The organism is Vibrio sp. R10-SG-ISO4 (assembly GCF_059834135.1).
This window is the reverse complement of sequence record NZ_JCBDHJ010000008.1, coordinates 349,240-368,165: the sequence shown is the minus strand read 5'-3', so window position 1 is coordinate 368,165 and position 18,926 is coordinate 349,240. Positions and strand designations below refer to the sequence as shown.

Genomic DNA, 18,926 nt, shown 5'->3' with positions numbered 1-18,926 from the left:
AATGAAGATACACTGCAATTTTTATAACATATATTTTACATTTATTATTTGCGCACATATCCCGTTAAATCAAATTTATTTGGCATTTACATCCAACAATATTGACAATACAACATGTTTATCCAATTAATGATTAATAGTTAGTGAAGTAAACCATTTGATAACAAAGGAAGATGAGAAAACCAGCACGGTTCACTAGTCAAATTGGAGAGGATGCTTGTAATCAAAGAGTTAGTGACTGTTTTTGCGCCCACACTCCACCCTTGTTGATCTAATCTATAACCATTTATTCCAGTGACAGACCTTGTTAACGCCGTGCTTAGCCCCATATAATCGAGAAGTTAAAAATCAATAAGCGTCACCGCGATGGAGCACAAATGAGCGACGTAAAACACTGTAAATTACTCATTCTCGGTTCTGGCCCTGCTGGCTACACGGCAGCGGTTTACGCCGCACGAGCCAACCTTAACCCAGTACTGGTTACCGGCATGCAGCAAGGCGGTCAGTTGACCACCACAACGGAAGTGGAAAACTGGCCTGGCGATCCTGAAGGTCTCACCGGACCCGGTTTAATGGAGCGAATGAAAGAGCATGCAGAACGCTTTGAAACCGAGATTGTGTTTGATCACATCAATGAAGTGGATTTCAGTCAGCGTCCATTTACGCTCAAAGGCGACAGCCGTCACTACACCTGTGATGCTCTTATTATCTCTACTGGCGCGTCGGCAAAATACCTTGGTCTGGAGTCAGAAGAAGCGTTTAAAGGGCGCGGTGTTTCCGCCTGTGCGACCTGTGACGGTTTCTTCTATCGTAACCAGAAAGTCGCGGTCGTGGGCGGTGGTAACACCGCGGTTGAAGAAGCGCTGTACCTATCCAACATCGCCTCTGAAGTGCATTTGATTCACCGCCGCGATACGTTCCGAGCGGAAAAGATCCTCATCAAACGCTTGATGGATAAAGTGGCAAGCGGCCATATTGTGCTGCACACCGACCGTACTCTTGAAGAAGTCGTTGGCGATGACATGGGCGTAACAGGCGTACGCATCAAGGACACCCAATCCGATGCGGTTGAGCAAATCGACGTAATGGGGGCATTTATCGCCATCGGTCACCAACCCAATACCGCCATTTTCGCTGATCAGCTTGAAATGAAAGATGGCTACATCGTGGTGAAATCGGGTCTAGAGGGGAACGCGACCCAAACCAGCATCCCTGGCATTTTTGCAGCAGGTGATGTTATGGATCACAATTACCGTCAAGCGATCACCTCTGCGGGAACGGGCTGTATGGCAGCGTTAGATGCAGAGCGATACCTGGATGGACTCGCGGATACGCAATCAGCCTAACGGCCAATCGCTTGTGGCGCTTTTTGGCGCTTATCTCAAATCCCTAAAACCTCGCGGTATTCCCGCGAGGTTTTCTTTTGTATAATGCGCGGCTTAAATCAAAATAATAATTCTCATTAAGCCTTTACCATGGATAAAAAGAAACAGCGTAGCTTGAATCAATGGCTAAAGCAGCAAAGTCGCCAAGCCAAGCGCTGGTTGATGATTGCCGTTGGCCTTGGTGTGCTCTCAAGCGTATTTTTGCTGATTGGTGCATCACTCCTCGCTCACATATTGCATGCTCTTATTATCGAACACGTCGATAAAACCGAACTTATGCCCCATTTCGCAGGGCTCGCCGCCACTGTCGTTGTGCGTGCGCTGTGCGCTTGGGGACGAGAGATCGCCGGCTTTCGCTGCGGCGAACAGATTCGCGTTTATATTCGTCAATTGATTCTCGACAAGCTCGACGAACTCGGCCCAGCGTATATCAAAGGGAAGCCTGCTGGGGCGTGGGCAACGCTGTTACTGGAACAAGTCGAAGATATGCACGACTTTTTCGCTCGCTACTTACCGCAAATGGCCCTTTCCGTGTTGATACCGCTTGTTATCTTAGTAGTGGTCTTCCCTGTCAACTGGGCAGCCGGGCTGATATTTCTGATCACCGCCCCCCTTGTGCCTCTGTTTATGGCCTTAGTGGGCATCAAAGCGGCGGATGCCAGCCGCAAAAACTTCAAGGCGCTGCAACGTCTGTCTGGCCATTTTTATGACCGCTTACAATCGATGACCACCATTCGACTGTTTGATCGCACGCGCGCAGAAACCGACACGCTGCGCGGCGCATCTGAAGTGTTTCGTACCCGCACGATGGACGTGTTGAAAATTGCGTTTCTATCCTCGGCTGTATTGGAGTTTTTCACCTCTATCTCTATCGCCCTCACTGCGGTGTATTTCGGCTTCGCGTTTATTGGTGAGCTCAATTTCGGTGACTACGGCGCGGGCGTCACCCTATTTTCTGGCCTATTTGTGTTAATTCTCGCCCCGGAGTTTTACCAACCGCTGCGTGACTTAGGGACTTTTTATCATGGCAAGCAACAAGCCGTTGGCGCTGCAGAAAGCATCGTGGCGTTTCTGAATACCGATGTCACTTCGGTAAAATCGGGCGATCGCAAGTTGACTGAACCGGCCAAGATAACCATTAAGGCCACAGAGTTAAGCGTTTATTCTCCACAAGGTACAGCGCTACTCGGCCCTGTCAGTTTCGAAGTAAAAGCAGGGGAAACCTGCGCACTCGTCGGCCCTAGCGGTGCGGGGAAAACAAGCCTGATTAACGCCCTACTCGGCTTCCTCCCTTACCAAGGCAGCTTAACCATTAATGGCGTTGAGCGCTGTGAGTTGGATTTGGCGCACTGGCGCGAGCAGATTAGTTGGGTAGGACAAAACCCACTGCTGCTGCACGGCAGCATTTATGACAACCTCACGCTTGGGGTCAACAAGCCGAGCCAACAAGCGCTGGATAGCGCGCTTGATGAATCCTTCAGCCGAGAATTTGTCGAACATCACGGGTTAGAGTATGTCGTGACAGACCGAAGCGGTGGCTTGTCCGTCGGTCAAGCGCAGCGCTTAGCCCTGGCGCGAGCTATGATTCAAGACGGCGCATTTTGGCTCCTCGATGAGCCAACCGCCAGCTTAGATGCACGTAGCGAGCGTCTTGTTATGCAAGGTCTGGATGCAAAAATCAAAGACAAAACCTGTTTGATGGTCACTCACCAACTCACGCCCTTAAAGAATGTGGATCAGATTTTAGTGATGGACAAAGGTCAGTTGATTCAATGTGGGGACTTCGCCAGCTTAGCCCATCAACCAGGACGCTTTGCGCAGATGTTGGACGCCAGTATGTCTATGACAAACACCGATAAGGGGAACCTGGATGCGTGAATTAGCCCCCTACCTCAAATTGTATAAAAAGCATTGGTTTGGCTTGTCGCTCGGTATGCTACTGGCGCTGCTTACTCTGTTTGCCTCCATCGGCCTATTAACACTGTCCGGTTGGTTTTTGTCTGCCGCCGCCGTGGCCGGATTGACTATTGCACGGGAAACCTTCAACTACATGTTACCCGGGGCGTTTGTGCGTGGATTTGCCATGGGACGCACCGCAGGACGCTGGGGTGAGCGCGTGGTCAGCCACAACGCCACATTTAAACTGCTCACCGATCTGCGTATTTTCTTCTTCAGCAAGCTCGCACCGCTCATTCCGGGCCGAGTGTCAAACTTGCGCGATGCCGATCTGCTCAACCGCCTAGTGTCTGATATTGATGCGATGGATCACGTTTACCTACGTTTAGTCAGCCCAATGATCGTTGGTACCCTCGGTATCCTTGGTCTCACTGCGCTGGTCGCTTGGTTTGATCAGCAGTTAGGGTTAACGCTAGGCGCCATTCTATTGGTGGTCTTGTTCACCTGGCCTGTTTTGTTCTATAAGTTAGGCAAACGCAATGGCCGTGATTTGACACAACATAAAGCGGATCTGCGCGTTACTACGCTCGACTGGCTGCAAGGCTACAGCGAACTGACGTTATTTGGCGCCAATCGGCGCTACCGAGACGCGATCCTCAACGCCCAATACAAACTGCTTACCAATCAGCGCCTCAACGCTCATGTTTCCGGGTTAGCGCAAGCGCTGTTACTGCTGGTCAATGGCTGGACGTTAGTCTTAATGCTGTGGTTGGCGGCGGACGGCGTGGGCGGCTTGTCGCCTGATCCTAAAATTGCGTTGGTGGTCTTTGCCACCATGGCCAGCGTTGAGCTCCTAATGCCGATTGCGGCGGCTTTCCAGCATTTAGGCCAAACGCTCACTTCCGCAAGACGTCTCAATGACATTATTTTGTCTACGCCGGATGTGGTCTTTCCTGACCAAGATGTGGCACATGAAAACGAATTTTCCATCGAGTATGAGCAGGTCTCCTTCTCTTATCCTGATAGCCATCAAACGGTGCTTAAAGACGTTACCCTTGCCATACCTTCTCAACATCGTGTCGCTATTGTCGGCCAAACCGGCAGTGGTAAATCGACCTTGATTCAGTTACTCAACCGCTACTGGGATGTCAATCAAGGTGAGATACGCCTCGCTGGGCGCCCAATAGCGGCGTGGAGTGAATCACAGCTGCGAGCTGCTATTAGTGTGGTGAGCCAACGGGTCGACATACTGAACGGCTCTCTGCGTGATAACTTATTGATGGCTAAGCCAGAGGCCGATGATGCCGAGCTCAGCGCGACACTGGATAAAGTTGGCCTTGCTGCACTGCTCGACATTCAAGGATTAGATATTTGGCTTGGGGACGGCGGAAGACAACTCTCCGGCGGCGAAAAGCGTCGCATCGGAATTGCCCGCGCGCTGCTGCATGATGCGCCGATTCTGCTGCTTGATGAACCAACGGAAGGGCTAGACAAACAAACTGAACAACAGATCATGACGTTGTTTGAGCAGCACTTTGTCGGCAAAACCGTCCTGTTTATCACCCACAGACTGGTTCATTTGGATAAGATGGACGCCATTTGTCTGGTCGAGCAAGGTCAAGTGGTCGAATATGGCAGCCACGCCTCATTGCTCGAACAACAAGGTCGTTATTATCAGTTGACTCAAACGCTCTAAACCATCAGTCACAACGGCAGCACAAGCTGCCGTTGTGTTTTAGATGTGCTGCGAAGTAGCTTATCGGTTGTCGAGGATAAAGCGGCGAAGTGCCTCTAATTTCATCGGGCGGGCAAAGTGATACCCTTGGAAGACATCACAACCGAGACGCCTCAACACCCCCGCTTCCTCTTCTGATTCAATCCCTTCAGCGACCGTTTCCATCCCCAATTTTTGCACCATGCCTAACACGCCAGCCAGCATAGAATAAGAGGACTCGCTCACCAACATATCTGAGACAAAACTCTTATCGATTTTGACTTCGTCAATGGGGAAGTGTTTAAGAACACTCAGCGAAGAGTAACCGGTACCAAAATCATCCAATGAGACACGAATCTGCTCGGCTTTTAGGGCATTGAGCAAGGCACAAATGCGCTCAAAATCGTCGGCTAAGACGCTCTCCGTGATCTCAACAATCAACCGGTGTTTGTTAAAGCGTCGCTCCTCAATCGCCTGTTCCAACATTGGAATAAATTGCATGCTTTGAAACTGCTTAACGGAAACATTGATCGCGACATCAAGCTCCACCTGCAAAGCCTCAAACAGCTCAGAGAGCTCGGCTAACGTGCGGCGCACGATAAACTCACCGAGCTCGTTCATATAGCCACAGTTTTCAGCCACAGGGATGAATTTATCCGGTGGCACAAAACCCAGTTCAGGGTGCTCCCAACGCACTAACGCCTCGACCCCTTTAAGCGTTTTACTTGAGGTAAATTGCGGCTGATACATCATATAAATCTCATCGCGCTCAATCGCTCGTTTGAGTTCGAGTTCGATTTTACTCTTATCCAGGTGCTCTGTGAGAAAGCGCGGCTGGTAAAACACAATCCCGTTGCGTGTCTGTTTAGCGTGTGACATCGCCAGTTCAGCGTTGCGCTTGACCGCTTCTGCATCGACATCGTCTTGACCGGATGAGGCGACGCTGATGCTGCAACTTAACACAATCTCGTAGTCACGATAGAGGAACGCCTGGGTAAAACAGCTTCGGCAAAGATCAATGGTGGCATCGAGCGCTTCTCTGTCTAACGTATGCGCCACTACAACAAATTCGTCACTACCAGAGCGAAACACCGCGTGCTTTTCACCGACACTGGCCACTAAACGATTGGCGATGTTTTTCAGCACCGCATCCCCTGCCGGGTTACCAAAGTTGTCATTGACCAATTTAAAACTGTCGACATTGATACACAGCAGGCTGTAGCGAGCGTGCTTATCCAACCCCGATAAATAACGCTCGAGACTGTACCGATTGGCAATACCGGTTAAATAGTCATGGTTCGCTTGGTGAGCAAGCTCTTGTTGCTTGCGCTGTTCACTGAGCGCGATATTACGAAATAGGAAAAACATCACACTCACTGCCACCATATAGAGAGCGATAAGATTAGGCAATTTCTCAACAAATCGCGCCATTATTACGCTCTTTTTCACTTCAGTAGTTATCCAAAGATCGTATTTGTTGATATAAGTGCTGGCAGCGTATGATTGCCTTGATGGAGCGGTCAATTCGTTAATATGAACGTTGTTGCTTTGTTTTATCTCTTCAAAAGTCATCCCCGTCATAACTTCTAAACGTTGTATGCTGCGATCCATCTCCTCTTGTGGTACTTGATATAGATACACTTGCGGATCGTAAATGCGCTCCATTGGCGCAATCTGGAAGTAACGATCATTTTCACGAAATAAGAAGGTATCAAAGCTGTGGCTTTCCATCTCAGTTTTATTGGTCAAGAAGTACTCAAAACCACCTTTAAGTGAGATAGAGATGGACAAGACAAACTTAGGCACACCTTTTTCGTCACGAATGGCTTTGCGAAAAGGGATAATAAGCTCGCTAATGTCTTTATGAAAATAGGTACGCCCGATCACCGCTTCGTCACTTGCAAGGGTTTTCTCGAAGGTCAATTTGGTTTCAGGATTATCGCGCAGATAGTTGGTGTGCCCATCCACCATCCGCGGCGAACTCGTCAGCGGATAGCCCTCTACATCAAACAGCGCCAGCGCTAAAATGGTTTTTTCAATCCTGGTGGTATCATAGAGCACAGCATTGATATGGTCGAGATCGTGCTCAAAATCCAATCGTGATAATTCACTGCCGACAATATCTATGATGGTTTGGTACTGGGTGAGGGATGACTTGAATGCGTGCGCGGTCAAACGAGTGAGATTAACTTGCGATTGAGTAATATCTTCATAGGAGTCTTGGTACGACATATAGGCAGCGATCGCGCTTATCACTGACCATAGAGCCAGAATAAAATAAAACGCTAACCAAATATTTTTTTTAATCAATGCCATACGTCTAAGATCCCTGACAAGCCGCGGCTCTATTTCCGTTCTGTTTAAGGATAGTGTAAAGCGTCATAGCTCACCGACCTAAAATAGATCGAACACACTATACGATTCTTTGTCTCTCTTCACCCATCACAATTGAGATAAGTATCAGTTTTCACTCTAAAGTTAAGGTTAGTCATAAATTGATGAAAAAAAAGCAGCCTAACTCGGCTGCTTTCACAAATTGAACAATGGCATCAATCAATAGATGTATCAGTGATACCTACACATTAACACCTGTGGTATCAACGCTGACGGGTATTTTTACGAGGTGACTGCTCGGTTGCGCCTTTGCGTGGCTTACGGCGTGCAGGGTTGTTGCTACGACCACCGCCACTGTTGACGCGCTCTTCATGACGTTTCACGGCACGACGAATCTTCTGGCTGCGTGAGCGCTCACGTTTACGTGAGGTGTTGGCTTTGTTCTCATCCAACATGGTTTCTTTTTCAGGACGAAGCTCCACCAATTCACGCAGGTAGTTCACTTCTTTGAGATCCAGTTCCATCCAACCGCCACGAGGCAGTTTTTTGTCGAGGAAGATATCACCATAGCGCACACGTTTCAGGCGGCTAACGGTACAGTCCTGAGACTCCCACAAACGACGAACTTCGCGGTTTCGACCTTCGTTGATCACCACATAGAAGGTGTGGTTCATACCTTCACCACCCGCGTAAACCACATCCTCAAAACGGGCTAAACCGTCTTCGAGTTGAACACCACGAACCAAGTTTTTCACTTTGTCTTCGTTCACTTCACCGAAGACTCGTACAAGGTACTCACGTTCCACTTGACGGCTTGGGTGCATCAGACGGTTGGCGAGCTCACCATCGGTGGTAAACAACAGCAGACCCGAGGTGTTGGCATCCAGACGCCCTACTGAGATCCAACGAGAACCACGGATCTTAGGCAAACGGTCAAATACAGTGCGACGACCTTCAGGGTCATGACGAGTACACAATTCGCCTTCCGGCTTGTAGTACGCTAGTACGCGACAAATCACTTCTTCTTGCGCTTTAGCGTTGACAGTGTGGCCGTCGATACGAACGATGGCGTTCTCATCTTCTAGTCGCTCACCAAGTTTAGCGACAACGCCATTGACGCTCACGCGGCCAGCTTTGATTAAAGCTTCTAACTCGCGTCGCGATCCGTGACCAGCTCGTGCTAAAACTTTCTGTAATTTTTCGTTCATTGATTTACCTATGTGTCGTCTTCACAGACGTCGAAATAAAAAAGTGCGACCCAAAAATCGCGGCCGCATATTATCTCAAAATCCTTGCCAAAGATCACGTTTTTTTGATCACTCAAACGGCTGCGGATCTCCTGTGCCAATGCGCGCGATGACTGGGTCACCATCACTAAAATCGACCACTGTGGTGGGCTGTTCGCCTAGGTATCCACCGTTGAGGATCACATCCACTGCATGCTCTAACTTATCACGAATGTCTTCCGGGTCTGACTCAGTGTGCTGGTTGCCCGGCAAGATAAGCGAGGTCGACATCAAAGGCTCGCCTAACGCTTCGAGTAAATCCAGAGCAATGCGGTTATCAGGGACACGGATACCGATGGTTTTTCGCTTTGCGTTCATCAAACGGCGTGGGACTTCTTTCGTGCCTTTGAAGATAAAGGTGTACGGACCTGGCGTATTGTTTTTCAACAAGCGAAAGGCGGTGTTATCCACTCGAGCATAGAGTGACAACTCAGAGAGATCTCGACACAGTAGTGTAAAGTTGTGCTTCTCGTCCAAACGACGAATTTGACATATACGCTCAAGTGCCTGTTTGTTTTCAAGTTGGCAGCCAAGCGCATAACCAGAATCGGTAGGGTAAACCACAACCCCGCCGTTACGAATGATGGCGACCGCTTGGGTAATCAAGCGTGCTTGCGGGTTTTCTGGGTGAACATAAAAAAACTGGCTCATAATAATCCTCAATATCGAGCCTCGCGACTCTATAACACATCATGTTTAGTCTTGGCCAGTAAGGTCATCAGTGAGCGATAAGCCCCACTCTTTCCATACTGGTTCGACGCCAGAAGGCAGCCATAGATTGCGCCCCAGTTCCATCCAAGGAGAAGGATAATGGAAGTCGCTGCCTTGGGAAGCTAATAGTTTGTATTGTATAGCATAATCGGCCAAATTGCGTCTTTCTTGTTGGCTTTGTTGTGGCTGAGCCACTTCCATCGCATCACCGTTGGCTTCCACAAATGCCGCCAACAAACGTTTTAGCCATTTGGCGGTTAAGTCATAGCGACCGGGGTGAGCGAGTACCGCTTGACCACCCGCGGCGTGAATGGCCTCTACCGCCTCAGACATTGAGCACCAACTGGGCGGCACGTAGCCGGGATTACCGCGTGTTAGATATTTTTTAAACACCTGTTGCATCGTCTTCGCAAAACCATTATCCACTAACCACTTGGCAAAATGCGCGCGAGTGATGGGCGCGTCGCCCGCGATGGCACTCACGTCTTCAAATATGCCTTCGCGGGTCGCTTTTTCTAAACGCTGCGCAATGAGCTGCGCTCGACCGACACGGTGCTGCTGTTGCTGCTCAATCAACTGGGTTAGTGACGAGGCATCAGGATCAATATTCAACCCGACAATATGAATGTCTTTGTTCTGCCATACGGTAGAGATCTCGATTCCATTGATTAAGGTAATGGGTAGCGCTTGCTCTTTGATGTAGGCGCGGGCAGGTGCGAGCGCTTCAACCGTATCGTGGTCAGTGACCGCCAATACGTTAATGTTAAAGCCTAGCGCTCGGTCGATCAGTTCAGTGACGCTGAGTCGACCGTCTGAGGCAGTGGTATGGCTGTGTAAATCAATTCTCATATTTTCATTTTTTTGGTTGACTTTTTATCTTTGCACTAGTTAACTAGTACATAAATTCAGAGTCGTTGAGTTAGCTCACTAACCGGCAAAACGTTAAGGCGCACTATTTTTTAGTCAAGGCACACTATGTTACAAGAAATTAACCTAAATCAGAATGTGAAAGTGATCGCTACCGATGCGATTCGCGTTCTGGTGGATACGATTTTTTGTTTGCCAACCACGTTTGCAACACACCTTATGGTGTGGTGGCGCACTTGGCTACAGGCTAAGTGGGCAGTTGCACGTAAGTAATCGATTCTTCATCGTGTCATAGCCCGCTCCAACGCGGGCTTTTTGTTGTTTACAATTCTGGTTTAAGTGTTTAAAGAGTAGGCATTTTTCGCCAAATCTCGATTGGGTAAACCGATGCTTTATGCCACTATGGCACCAGGATATAAGAATGAATAAGGAGGTCTTGTGAACAAGGCCATTGAAATTAAAAAGCTAGGTCAACTTGATATCATTCAAGACAGTGCGCCGTATGCCAAAGACCCGACGCAGCTTTTCCACACCTTGTGTGAGAACAAAACAGATAGCCTGCTGCTTGAATCGGCAGAAATCGACTCGAAGCAAAACCTGAAAAGCTTGCTGATTGTTGACTCGGCAGTGCGCATCGTCTGTATGGGCCACAGTGTTACCTTCACTGCTCTCACAGCCAACGGCGAGCACCTACTTAACCATCTTCGCCACAATATTCGTGACACGATTCAACACCAAGCGACCCCAACCACGCTGACGCTGCATTTTGAGGCGCCGTGCGACACACTCGATGAGGACTCTCGTCTGCGCGAAGCATCGTCGTTCGATGCGTTACGTTTGATCCAACATAGCTTCGATCTCAAAGCGCACGATCAGCACGCGCTGTTTCTTGGCGGTTTATTTGCCTATGACTTGGTCGCCAATTTTGAGCCACTCGGTGATGCAACCCAAGCCAACCAATGTCCTGACTACGTCTTCTATGTGGCTGAAACTCTGTTGGTTGTCGACCACCAACGCGAAAGCTGCGAACTTCAAGCGACCCTATTTGCCAATGAGAGTGAAGCGCCGACACTGCGCGCTCGTCTTGAGGCGATCAAAAGCCAGTGCCAAGCACTAAAACCTTTGCCTGAGGCAAAAAAATTGGCTCAAGTCGATGCTGTACCAAGCGTCAGCGATGATGATTTCTGTCAGACGGTACGCGATCTTAAAGAGTACGTCGTTAAGGGTGATGTGTTTCAAGTGGTGCCGTCGCGACGATTTACCTTACCCTGCCCTTCTCCACTGGCGGCGTACAAAGCACTCAAAGAGAGCAACCCAAGCCCTTACATGTTCTACATGCAAGATGAACTCTTCACTTTGTTTGGCGCCTCACCTGAAAGTGCATTGAAATACGAAACCCACACCAACCAGGTCGAGATTTACCCTATTGCCGGCACCCGCCGTCGCGGTAAGCGTGCAAACGGCGAGATTGATTTTGACCTCGATAGCCGAATTGAACTGGAGCTGCGCACAGACAAAAAGGAGAACGCCGAGCACATGATGTTGGTGGATCTGGCGCGCAACGATGTCGCTCGCATCAGTGCAGCGGGGACACGCCACGTCGCCGATCTCCTCAAAGTGGACCGTTACAGCCACGTGATGCACCTCGTGTCACGCGTGGTGGGCCAACTGCGCAGCGACCTTGATGCGCTGCATGCCTACCAAGCGTGCATGAACATGGGCACCCTCACTGGCGCGCCTAAAATTCGCGCTATGCAATTGATTCGCGATGTCGAAGGCGCCAGGCGCGGCAGCTATGGCGGTGCCGTCGGCTACCTAACTGGCGAAGGGACGCTCGATACCTGTATCGTTATTCGCTCGGCCTACGTTGAGAATGGTATTGCACAAGTCCAAGCGGGGGCTGGTGTGGTGTTTGATTCTGACCCACAAGCCGAAGCCGACGAAACCCGTGGCAAAGCACAGGCGGTGATTGCCGCTATTCAAGCGGCTCATAAGGAGTAATCTCATGGCGAACATCGTATTTATTGATAACTTCGACTCCTTTACCTACAACTTGGTCGACCAATTTCGCTCACTAGGTCACTCCGTCAAAATTTATCGCAACCACATTGCGGCCGAGGTGATTGAGCAAGCCGTTCATCAACTCGACAACCCAGTGGTGTTGCTGTCACCGGGTCCGGGGGCGCCGTCCGAAGCTGGCTCAATGCCAGAACTGATTACACGCCTAAAAGGCCAAGTACCGATGATCGGCATCTGCCTTGGCCACCAAGCGATAGTTGAAGCCTATGGTGGCGTGGTGGAAGGTGCGGGAGACATCGTTCATGGCAAGGTCTCCATGATGTCACATCAAAAGCACGCGACCTACGCAAACTTACCGTCACCGCTCGCCATCGCTCGTTACCACTCTTTAGTGGCCACTAAGGTGCCTGAGACGTTAACGGTCACGGCAGAAGTGGATGGCTTAGTGATGTCAGTGGTTCAAGAAGAGGATAAAGTGTGTGGATTCCAGTTCCACCCAGAGTCGATTATGACGACTTATGGCGCCACACTGCTTGCCAACGCGATTGACTGGGCACTTGAGAAACAACACGGATAAGAATTGGAGAAGCACAATGGAAGCCATCATCAACAAACTGTATGACCAAATCTCACTGACGCAAGCTGAAAGCCAACAGCTGTTCGATGTCATTATCCGTGGCGAACTGGATCCGATCTTAATGGCCGCAGCGCTAACGGCACTGAAAATCAAAGGGGAAACACCCGATGAGATTGCTGGTGCGGCCAAAGCTCTGTTGGCGAACGCCAATCCGTTCCCACGTCCAGATTACGATTTTGCCGACATTGTCGGCACCGGTGGCGACGGTCACGACACCATCAATATATCGACCACCGCAGCATTCGTCGCCGCCGCGTGTGGGCTAAAAGTGGCCAAACACGGCAACCGCAGCGTATCGAGCAAATCTGGCTCATCAGATTTACTCGACTCGTTTGGAATAAATCTCGCGATGAGCGCAGAAGAGACCCGTAAAGCGGTGGATGAACTTGGCGTCGCCTTTCTGTTCGCGCCGCAATATCACGGCGGCGTTCGTCATGCGATGCCGGTGCGCCAAACGATGAAAACTCGCACCATCTTTAACATTTTAGGCCCACTGATTAACCCTGCCCGCCCTAACATCGAATTGATGGGGGTATACAGTGAAGAACTGGTTCGTCCTATCGCTGAAACCATGTTACAAATGGGAATGAAGCGCGCGGCCGTGGTGCACGGTAGTGGCTTGGATGAAGTAGCCATTCATGGCCCGACAACGGTGGCTGAGATCAAAGAGGGGCAAATCATCGAATACACCCTCACTCCTTCGGATTTTGGCTTAGGTGAACACCCGCTAGAGGCGATCAAAGGTGGCTCACCACAAGACAACCAAGCCATCATTACCGACATGCTCACCGGGAAAGGCACAGAGGCGCAACTCGGGGCGGTCGCGGCAAACGTTGCGTTGTTGATGCGCTTATTTGGCCACGACGATCTCAAAGCCAACACTCAACAAGCCATCGAGGCAATGAATTCCGGTAAAGCGTTTGAGCTTGTTCAACGTCTTGCCGCCCATGCTTAAGGAATAGAGACCATGACTGACGTCAACACACCTTCAACGGAGCAACTCTCCGAACACGTCTCACAGCAAGAAGCACAAATGGCGGAAGTGCTGGCTAAGATCGTACGTGATAAGTACCAGTGGGTCGCAGAGCGCAAAGTCGCCGAGCCTCTGAGCACATTTCAGTCAGCACTCGAGCCTTCTGACCGTAGCTTTTATGGCGCGTTAAGCAGTGAACAAACGGTGTTCATTACCGAATGCAAAAAGGCCTCACCATCGAAAGGGCTGATCCGCGATGATTTCAATCTGGACTACATCGCCTCTGTCTACGACAAGCATGCCAATGCTATCTCGGTACTGACCGATGAGAAATACTTCCAAGGCAGCTTCGATTTTCTGCCTCAAGTGCGCCGCCAAGTGAGACAACCCGTGTTGTGTAAAGACTTTATGGTCGACAGCTACCAAGTCTACTTAGCTCGCCATTACAGCGCGGATGCGGTTCTGCTGATGCTCTCGGTACTTAATGATGAGCAATACAAAACCTTGGAGTCGGCGGCTCATAGCCTCAATATGGGCGTTTTGACCGAGGTGAGCAACGAAGAAGAGTTGCACCGCGCCGTTCACTTGGGCGCCCGTGTCATTGGCATCAATAACCGTAACTTGCGCGACCTGAGCACCGATCTTAGTCGCACGAAAGCACTGGCGCCGACGCTGCGCGAACTTGCGCCAGACGCCATTATCATCTCGGAATCAGGCATTTATACCCACCAGCAAGTCCGAGATCTAGCCCACTACGCCGATGGCTTTTTGATTGGCAGCTCCTTAATGGCTGAAGAAGATCTTGAGCTAGCGGTGCGCAAAGTCACCCTAGGTGAAAACAAGGTGTGTGGTCTCACTCACCCTGATGATGCCGCAAAAGCGTACCACGCTGGCGCCGTGTTTGGCGGGCTGATTTTTGTCGACGCGTCTCCACGTTATGTCGACCTTGAAACCGCGCGCTTAACCATGAGCGGCGCGCCTTTGCGCTATGTCGGCGTGTTTCAAAACCAGCCGCTTGATAGCGTCACTGAGCGCGTACAATCCCTCGGTTTAAGCGCGGTGCAGCTACACGGCGATGAAGATGAGAACTACGTGCGCGAGCTGAAAGCCGCACTACCTGAAGGGGTTGAGATTTGGAAAGCGTACGGCATTAAAGATTCGCTCCCGACGCTTATCGCACAGGGAGTGGATCGTCATCTGTTGGACACCAAAGTGGGCAGCCAGACAGGCGGCACCGGTCTGGTGTTCAACTGGTCACTGATTGACAACCCCGAGCGCATCATGCTCGCAGGTGGAATCACCCCATTTAATGCCCAAAAAGCGGCTTCACAGGGCTGCCTCGGATTGGATCTCAATTCAGGGGTAGAAAGCGAGCCGGGTAAAAAAGATCAAGAGAAGCTGCAACAAGCGTTTGCAGCCATTAGACATTACTGATTGCGCGAGCAATCGCGACAACATAGATAGGAATTACATCATGGCAAAACTCGACGCCTACTTTGGTGAATATGGCGGTCAATATGTCCCTCAAATCCTAGTCCCTGCACTTGAACAACTTGAGCAAGCCTTTATTGACGCGCAGCAGGATGATGACTTTCGCAGCGAGTTTATGTCTCTGCTGCAAGAGTATGCAGGACGCCCAACCGCACTCACCTTAACGCGCAACCTCACCAAAGGCACCAAGACAAAGCTGTACCTGAAACGTGAAGATTTACTTCACGGCGGCGCGCATAAAACCAACCAAGTGTTAGGTCAAGCTCTGCTCGCTAAACGCATGGGTAAAGACGAGATCATCGCCGAAACAGGCGCGGGTCAACATGGGGTCGCCACCGCGTTGGCCTGCGCACTGCTTGGCCTTAAATGTCGCGTCTACATGGGGGCAAAAGATGTCGAACGTCAAAGCCCAAACGTGTTTCGCATGAAATTGATGGGCGCAGAGGTGATTCCCGTCCATTCTGGTTCATCGACATTGAAAGATGCGTGTAATGAAGCGCTGCGTGACTGGTCGGGCTCTTACGAGACCGCGCATTACCTCTTGGGTACGGCGGCAGGCCCGCACCCCTTCCCGACCATTGTACGTGAATTCCAGCGCATTATTGGCGAAGAGACCAAGAACCAGGTTCTTGCCCGCGAAGGGCGCTTGCCTGATGCCGTGATTGCCTGTGTAGGCGGCGGTTCAAACGCCATCGGCATGTTTGCAGATTTTATTGAAGAAGAGAGCGTTCGCCTCATCGGTGTGGAACCCGCAGGCAAAGGCATCGATACCGACCAACACGGCGCACCGCTCAAACACGGTAAAACCGGTATTTTCTTTGGTATGAAAGCGCCTCTGATGCAAGACGAGCACGGACAAGTCGAAGAGTCCTACTCAGTATCGGCTGGCTTGGATTTCCCATCGGTTGGTCCTCAGCACGCGCACCTCAATGCGATTGGCCGAGCGGAGTACGACAACGTCACTGACGACGAAGCCCTCGAAGCTTTCCAAGAACTCGCTCGCCATGAAGGTATCATTCCTGCGCTCGAGTCCTCGCATGCCCTCGCTCATGCGCTGCGAATGGCGCGAGAAAATCCAGAAAAAGAACAGTTGTTGGTCGTCAACCTATCCGGTCGTGGGGATAAAGACATTTTCACTGTGCACGCCCTATTAGAAGAAAAAGGAGTGATCTAATGAGCCGTTATCAAAACATGTTTGCGCGACTCGCTGAACGTAACCAAGGCGCATTTGTCCCCTTCGTCACAGTCTGTGATCCAAACCCAGACCAATCCCTGCGCATAATGCAGACCCTTGTCGAATCAGGTGCGGATGCGCTAGAGCTTGGCTTTCCGTTTTCAGATCCGCTGGCCGATGGCCCGACCATTCAAGGGGCCAACATTCGTGCCCTTGATGCCGGTGCGACACCCGATATCTGTTTTGAGCAAATCGGCAAAATTCGCGCGCAATACCCTGAGCTACCGATCGGTCTGTTGATGTATGCCAACCTCGTCTACGCACGCGGTATTGAGCATTTTTACCAACGCTGTGCCCAAGTAGGCATTGATTCGGTATTGATCGCCGACGTTCCCACCAATGAAAGTGCCGAGTTTGTCGCCGCCGCGGAGAAATTTGGTGTACACCCGATTTTCATCGCCCCGCCGACCGCCAGTGACGAAACGTTGAAGCAGGTGGCTAGACTGGGTGGTGGTTATACCTATTTGCTCTCACGTGCTGGGGTCACCGGTGCAGAAACCAAAGCGAATATGCCCGTTGATCATATGCTGGATAAACTGCGCCAGTTCGATGCGCCACCGGCGTTACTCGGTTTCGGTATTTCGCAGCCTAGTCAGGTCAAACAAGCGCTCGATGCCGGTGCAGCAGGCGCGATCTCAGGGTCGGCCGTGGTAAAAATCATCGAAACAAACCGCGAAGATTGTGAAAAAATGTTAACGGAACTCGCCACTTTCACTCGCGAGATGAAAGCGGCCACACAGCGCTAACCCCTTTCCGTTTTACTTTCTATGAAGTCGGTTTCTCACTTTTGTGAGAAACCGAACATTTCATTAACAAAACAAACAACCCCTCCAATCAATCATTCCAGCCCAAGTTATTCGCCAAGTCATTATATTTACCATTAAACCGAAACAAGCAAACGTTTGCTTTGTTGTAAAAACTTGTCGTTTATCAATAAATTTGTATTTTATTCCTCCGATCACTCCCTCCTACTATTGCCAATTGTAAAAATTACGTGTAAAAAACCTCACGATATTATTATCCAAAGATAAGTTTTCACTTAGAGGGTAATTCTAGGATTTTATAATTTATTAGCACAGAGGTTATGGAAGTGTTAAAAGAAAAGAGTTTGCTAAGCAACATCGGCGTGCAAGTCGTGATTGCAATGATCGTTGGTACTGCCGTTGGTGCCATGATGGGTGATGGTGCGACAGTATTTGCGCCTCTTGGTGCCATCTTTATCAACCTAATCAAGATGCTCGTGATCCCATTGGTCGCTGTGGCATTGATCTCAGGGGCTGCGGGTCTGGGCAACAGCTCAAATGCGGGTAAAGTGGGCATCACTACACTGGCCTACTTCGGCCTGACCTCTGCCGCTGCCGTTGCCCTCGCTTTGGTAATGGGTGAAGTCTTCAAACCGGGTCTAGGCGTTGATGTCTCTGGTGTTGAAGGCATGTTCTCAGCTGAGTATGCTTCAAAGGGTGAACTTCCAACTTTCTGGGCAACCGTCACTGGTATGATCCCAACCAACGTTTTCCAATCACTCAATGATGCGAACATCCTTCAGATCCTTGTGTTCTGTCTGTTCTTTGGTATTGCGATTTCGAAGCAAGCGAAAGAACGCCGCGAACCTATCATCAACGGCGTAAACTGCATTGTTGACGCGATGGTTTGGATGATCAACAAAGTGATGATCATCGCTCCTATCGGTGTATTTGGCCTGATGGCTGAAGCAGTCGGTACGTTTGGATTTGGCGCACTCATGGTGGTATTCAAACTATTCGTTGTCTACGTTGCCGCGATTCTTATCTTCGGTTTCATTGCCTACCCGCTGATGGTTCACATCTTCACGAAGACATCTGCGAAGAAGTTCCTAGTTGCAATGAAGAAGCCACAAGCGGTAGCACTGTCGACTGCCTCTTCAATGGCGACACTACCCGTCACCATGGACACCGTGGAGCACGAGCTGGGTGTGAAAAACTCAACGGCATCATTCGTACTGCCGCTAGGTGCGACCATCAACATGTCTGGTAACGCCATTTACTACGGCTTGGTAGCCATCTTCTTCGCACAACTGTTCAATATTGACCTATCGATGGGTGCATACATTGCGATCATCGTCACGTCGACTTTGGGTGCAGTGGGCCAAGCGGGCGTACCGGGTCCATCATTCCTTGTGGTTGCTGTCCTGCTTGCGGCGGGTATTCCAATCGAAGGTCTACCACTGCTGTTCGCTCTAGACCGTATTTTTGACATGATTCGTACTGCGCTTAACATCACAGGTGACGCAGCGTGTGCGGTTATCGTTGATGCATTGGTTGAAGAAGAGAAACAGCAAGAGCTGCAAAAGCAAGAAGCTTAATCGCAAGCCACTCGCTATTCATTGTCCAACGGCCTTAT

15 protein-coding genes are annotated in these 18,926 nt (G+C 50.2%); 11 read left to right on the top strand and 4 right to left on the bottom strand.

Annotation, left to right across the window (positions count from 1 at the left end; translation table 11 throughout):
* Positions 1-377 precede the first annotated feature (377 nt).
* The 3 genes from trxB (at position 378) to cydC (ending at position 4,977) form a co-directional block, all read left to right on the top strand.
* The gene (gene trxB, locus AC6R03_RS05440; protein ID WP_334552431.1) at positions 378-1,346 is read left to right on the top strand and encodes a thioredoxin-disulfide reductase; all 969 of its coding nucleotides are present in this window, start codon (positions 378-380) and stop codon (positions 1,344-1,346) included.
* A gap of 129 nt (positions 1,347-1,475) precedes the next feature.
* Positions 1,476-3,263: a heme ABC transporter permease/ATP-binding protein CydD gene (cydD, locus tag AC6R03_RS05435; protein WP_500630406.1), complete on the top strand. Its 1,788-nt coding sequence runs from the start codon at positions 1,476-1,478 to the stop codon at positions 3,261-3,263.
* On the top strand, positions 3,256-4,977 hold the full coding sequence (gene cydC, locus AC6R03_RS05430; protein ID WP_500630405.1) for a heme ABC transporter ATP-binding protein/permease CydC: 1,722 nt from the start codon (positions 3,256-3,258) through the stop codon (positions 4,975-4,977). The genes cydD and cydC overlap by 8 nt, the downstream gene beginning before the upstream one ends.
* Positions 4,978-5,037: 60 nt before the next feature.
* On the opposite strand, the gene AC6R03_RS05425 is transcribed toward cydC, so the two are convergent.
* The 4 genes from AC6R03_RS05425 to rnm form a co-directional block, all read right to left on the bottom strand.
* Entirely contained in the window at positions 5,038-7,311 is a 2,274-nt protein-coding gene (locus AC6R03_RS05425) for a bifunctional diguanylate cyclase/phosphodiesterase (RefSeq protein WP_500630404.1), read from the bottom strand.
* Between the two features lie 281 nt (positions 7,312-7,592).
* The gene (rluB, locus tag AC6R03_RS05420; RefSeq protein ID WP_500627567.1) at positions 7,593-8,537 is read right to left on the bottom strand and encodes a 23S rRNA pseudouridine(2605) synthase RluB; all 945 of its coding nucleotides are present in this window, start codon (positions 8,535-8,537) and stop codon (positions 7,593-7,595) included.
* Between the two features lie 108 nt (positions 8,538-8,645).
* Positions 8,646-9,266 carry an L-threonylcarbamoyladenylate synthase gene (locus AC6R03_RS05415; RefSeq protein ID WP_500630403.1) on the bottom strand — a complete coding sequence of 207 codons (621 nt, stop codon included), beginning with the start codon at positions 9,264-9,266 and terminating at the stop codon, positions 8,646-8,648.
* Positions 9,267-9,311: 45 nt separating this feature from the next.
* Entirely contained in the window at positions 9,312-10,175 is an 864-nt protein-coding gene (rnm, locus tag AC6R03_RS05410) for an RNase RNM (RefSeq protein WP_500630402.1), read from the bottom strand.
* 126 nt (positions 10,176-10,301) lie between these two features.
* Between rnm and AC6R03_RS05405 the strand changes: the two genes are divergently transcribed.
* From AC6R03_RS05405 to AC6R03_RS05370, 8 genes are all read left to right on the top strand, one after another.
* On the top strand, positions 10,302-10,466 hold the full coding sequence (locus tag AC6R03_RS05405) for a hypothetical protein (RefSeq protein ID WP_500630401.1): 165 nt from the start codon (positions 10,302-10,304) through the stop codon (positions 10,464-10,466).
* A gap of 165 nt (positions 10,467-10,631) precedes the next feature.
* Positions 10,632-12,194, top strand: coding sequence for an anthranilate synthase component 1 (locus AC6R03_RS05400; protein ID WP_500630400.1), 1,563 nt, complete (start codon positions 10,632-10,634; stop codon positions 12,192-12,194).
* 4 nt (positions 12,195-12,198) lie between these two features.
* A complete protein-coding gene (locus tag AC6R03_RS05395) occupies positions 12,199-12,789 on the top strand; it encodes an aminodeoxychorismate/anthranilate synthase component II (RefSeq protein WP_500627563.1) in 591 nt (196 codons plus the stop codon).
* 16 nt (positions 12,790-12,805) lie between these two features.
* Entirely contained in the window at positions 12,806-13,804 is a 999-nt protein-coding gene (trpD, locus tag AC6R03_RS05390) for an anthranilate phosphoribosyltransferase (RefSeq protein WP_500630399.1), read from the top strand.
* A gap of 12 nt (positions 13,805-13,816) precedes the next feature.
* Positions 13,817-15,256, top strand: coding sequence for a bifunctional indole-3-glycerol-phosphate synthase TrpC/phosphoribosylanthranilate isomerase TrpF (trpCF, locus tag AC6R03_RS05385; protein ID WP_500630398.1), 1,440 nt, complete (start codon positions 13,817-13,819; stop codon positions 15,254-15,256).
* Between the two features lie 40 nt (positions 15,257-15,296).
* A complete protein-coding gene (gene trpB / locus AC6R03_RS05380) occupies positions 15,297-16,487 on the top strand; it encodes a tryptophan synthase subunit beta (protein ID WP_500630397.1) in 1,191 nt (396 codons plus the stop codon).
* Positions 16,487-17,293 (top strand): tryptophan synthase subunit alpha, encoded by an 807-nt coding sequence (gene trpA / locus AC6R03_RS05375; RefSeq protein ID WP_500630396.1) that lies wholly within the window; start codon positions 16,487-16,489, stop codon positions 17,291-17,293. Before trpB ends, trpA begins: the two co-directional genes overlap by 1 nt.
* 338 nt (positions 17,294-17,631) lie before the next feature.
* Entirely contained in the window at positions 17,632-18,888 is a 1,257-nt protein-coding gene (locus AC6R03_RS05370; protein WP_487901184.1) for a dicarboxylate/amino acid:cation symporter, read from the top strand.
* Positions 18,889-18,926: the final 38 nt, after the last annotated feature.

Coding starts and splice junctions, on each gene's coding strand:
- AC6R03_RS05415 (WP_500630403.1), bottom strand. CDS start 9,266: ATGAGCCAGTTTTTTTATGTTCACCCAGAAAACCCGCAAGCACGCTTG.
- AC6R03_RS05425 (WP_500630404.1), bottom strand. CDS start 7,311: ATGGCATTGATTAAAAAAAATATTTGGTTAGCGTTTTATTTTATTCTG.
- trpB (WP_500630397.1), top strand. CDS start 15,297: ATGGCAAAACTCGACGCCTACTTTGGTGAATATGGCGGTCAATATGTC.
- trpCF (WP_500630398.1), top strand. CDS start 13,817: ATGACTGACGTCAACACACCTTCAACGGAGCAACTCTCCGAACACGTC.
- rnm (WP_500630402.1), bottom strand. CDS start 10,175: ATGAGAATTGATTTACACAGCCATACCACTGCCTCAGACGGTCGACTC.
- trpA (WP_500630396.1), top strand. CDS start 16,487: ATGAGCCGTTATCAAAACATGTTTGCGCGACTCGCTGAACGTAACCAA.
- rluB (WP_500627567.1), bottom strand. CDS start 8,537: ATGAACGAAAAATTACAGAAAGTTTTAGCACGAGCTGGTCACGGATCG.
- AC6R03_RS05370 (WP_487901184.1), top strand. CDS start 17,632: ATGGAAGTGTTAAAAGAAAAGAGTTTGCTAAGCAACATCGGCGTGCAA.
- trxB (WP_334552431.1), top strand. CDS start 378: ATGAGCGACGTAAAACACTGTAAATTACTCATTCTCGGTTCTGGCCCT.
- cydD (WP_500630406.1), top strand. CDS start 1,476: ATGGATAAAAAGAAACAGCGTAGCTTGAATCAATGGCTAAAGCAGCAA.
- cydC (WP_500630405.1), top strand. CDS start 3,256: ATGCGTGAATTAGCCCCCTACCTCAAATTGTATAAAAAGCATTGGTTT.
- trpD (WP_500630399.1), top strand. CDS start 12,806: ATGGAAGCCATCATCAACAAACTGTATGACCAAATCTCACTGACGCAA.
- AC6R03_RS05395 (WP_500627563.1), top strand. CDS start 12,199: ATGGCGAACATCGTATTTATTGATAACTTCGACTCCTTTACCTACAAC.
- AC6R03_RS05405 (WP_500630401.1), top strand. CDS start 10,302: ATGTTACAAGAAATTAACCTAAATCAGAATGTGAAAGTGATCGCTACC.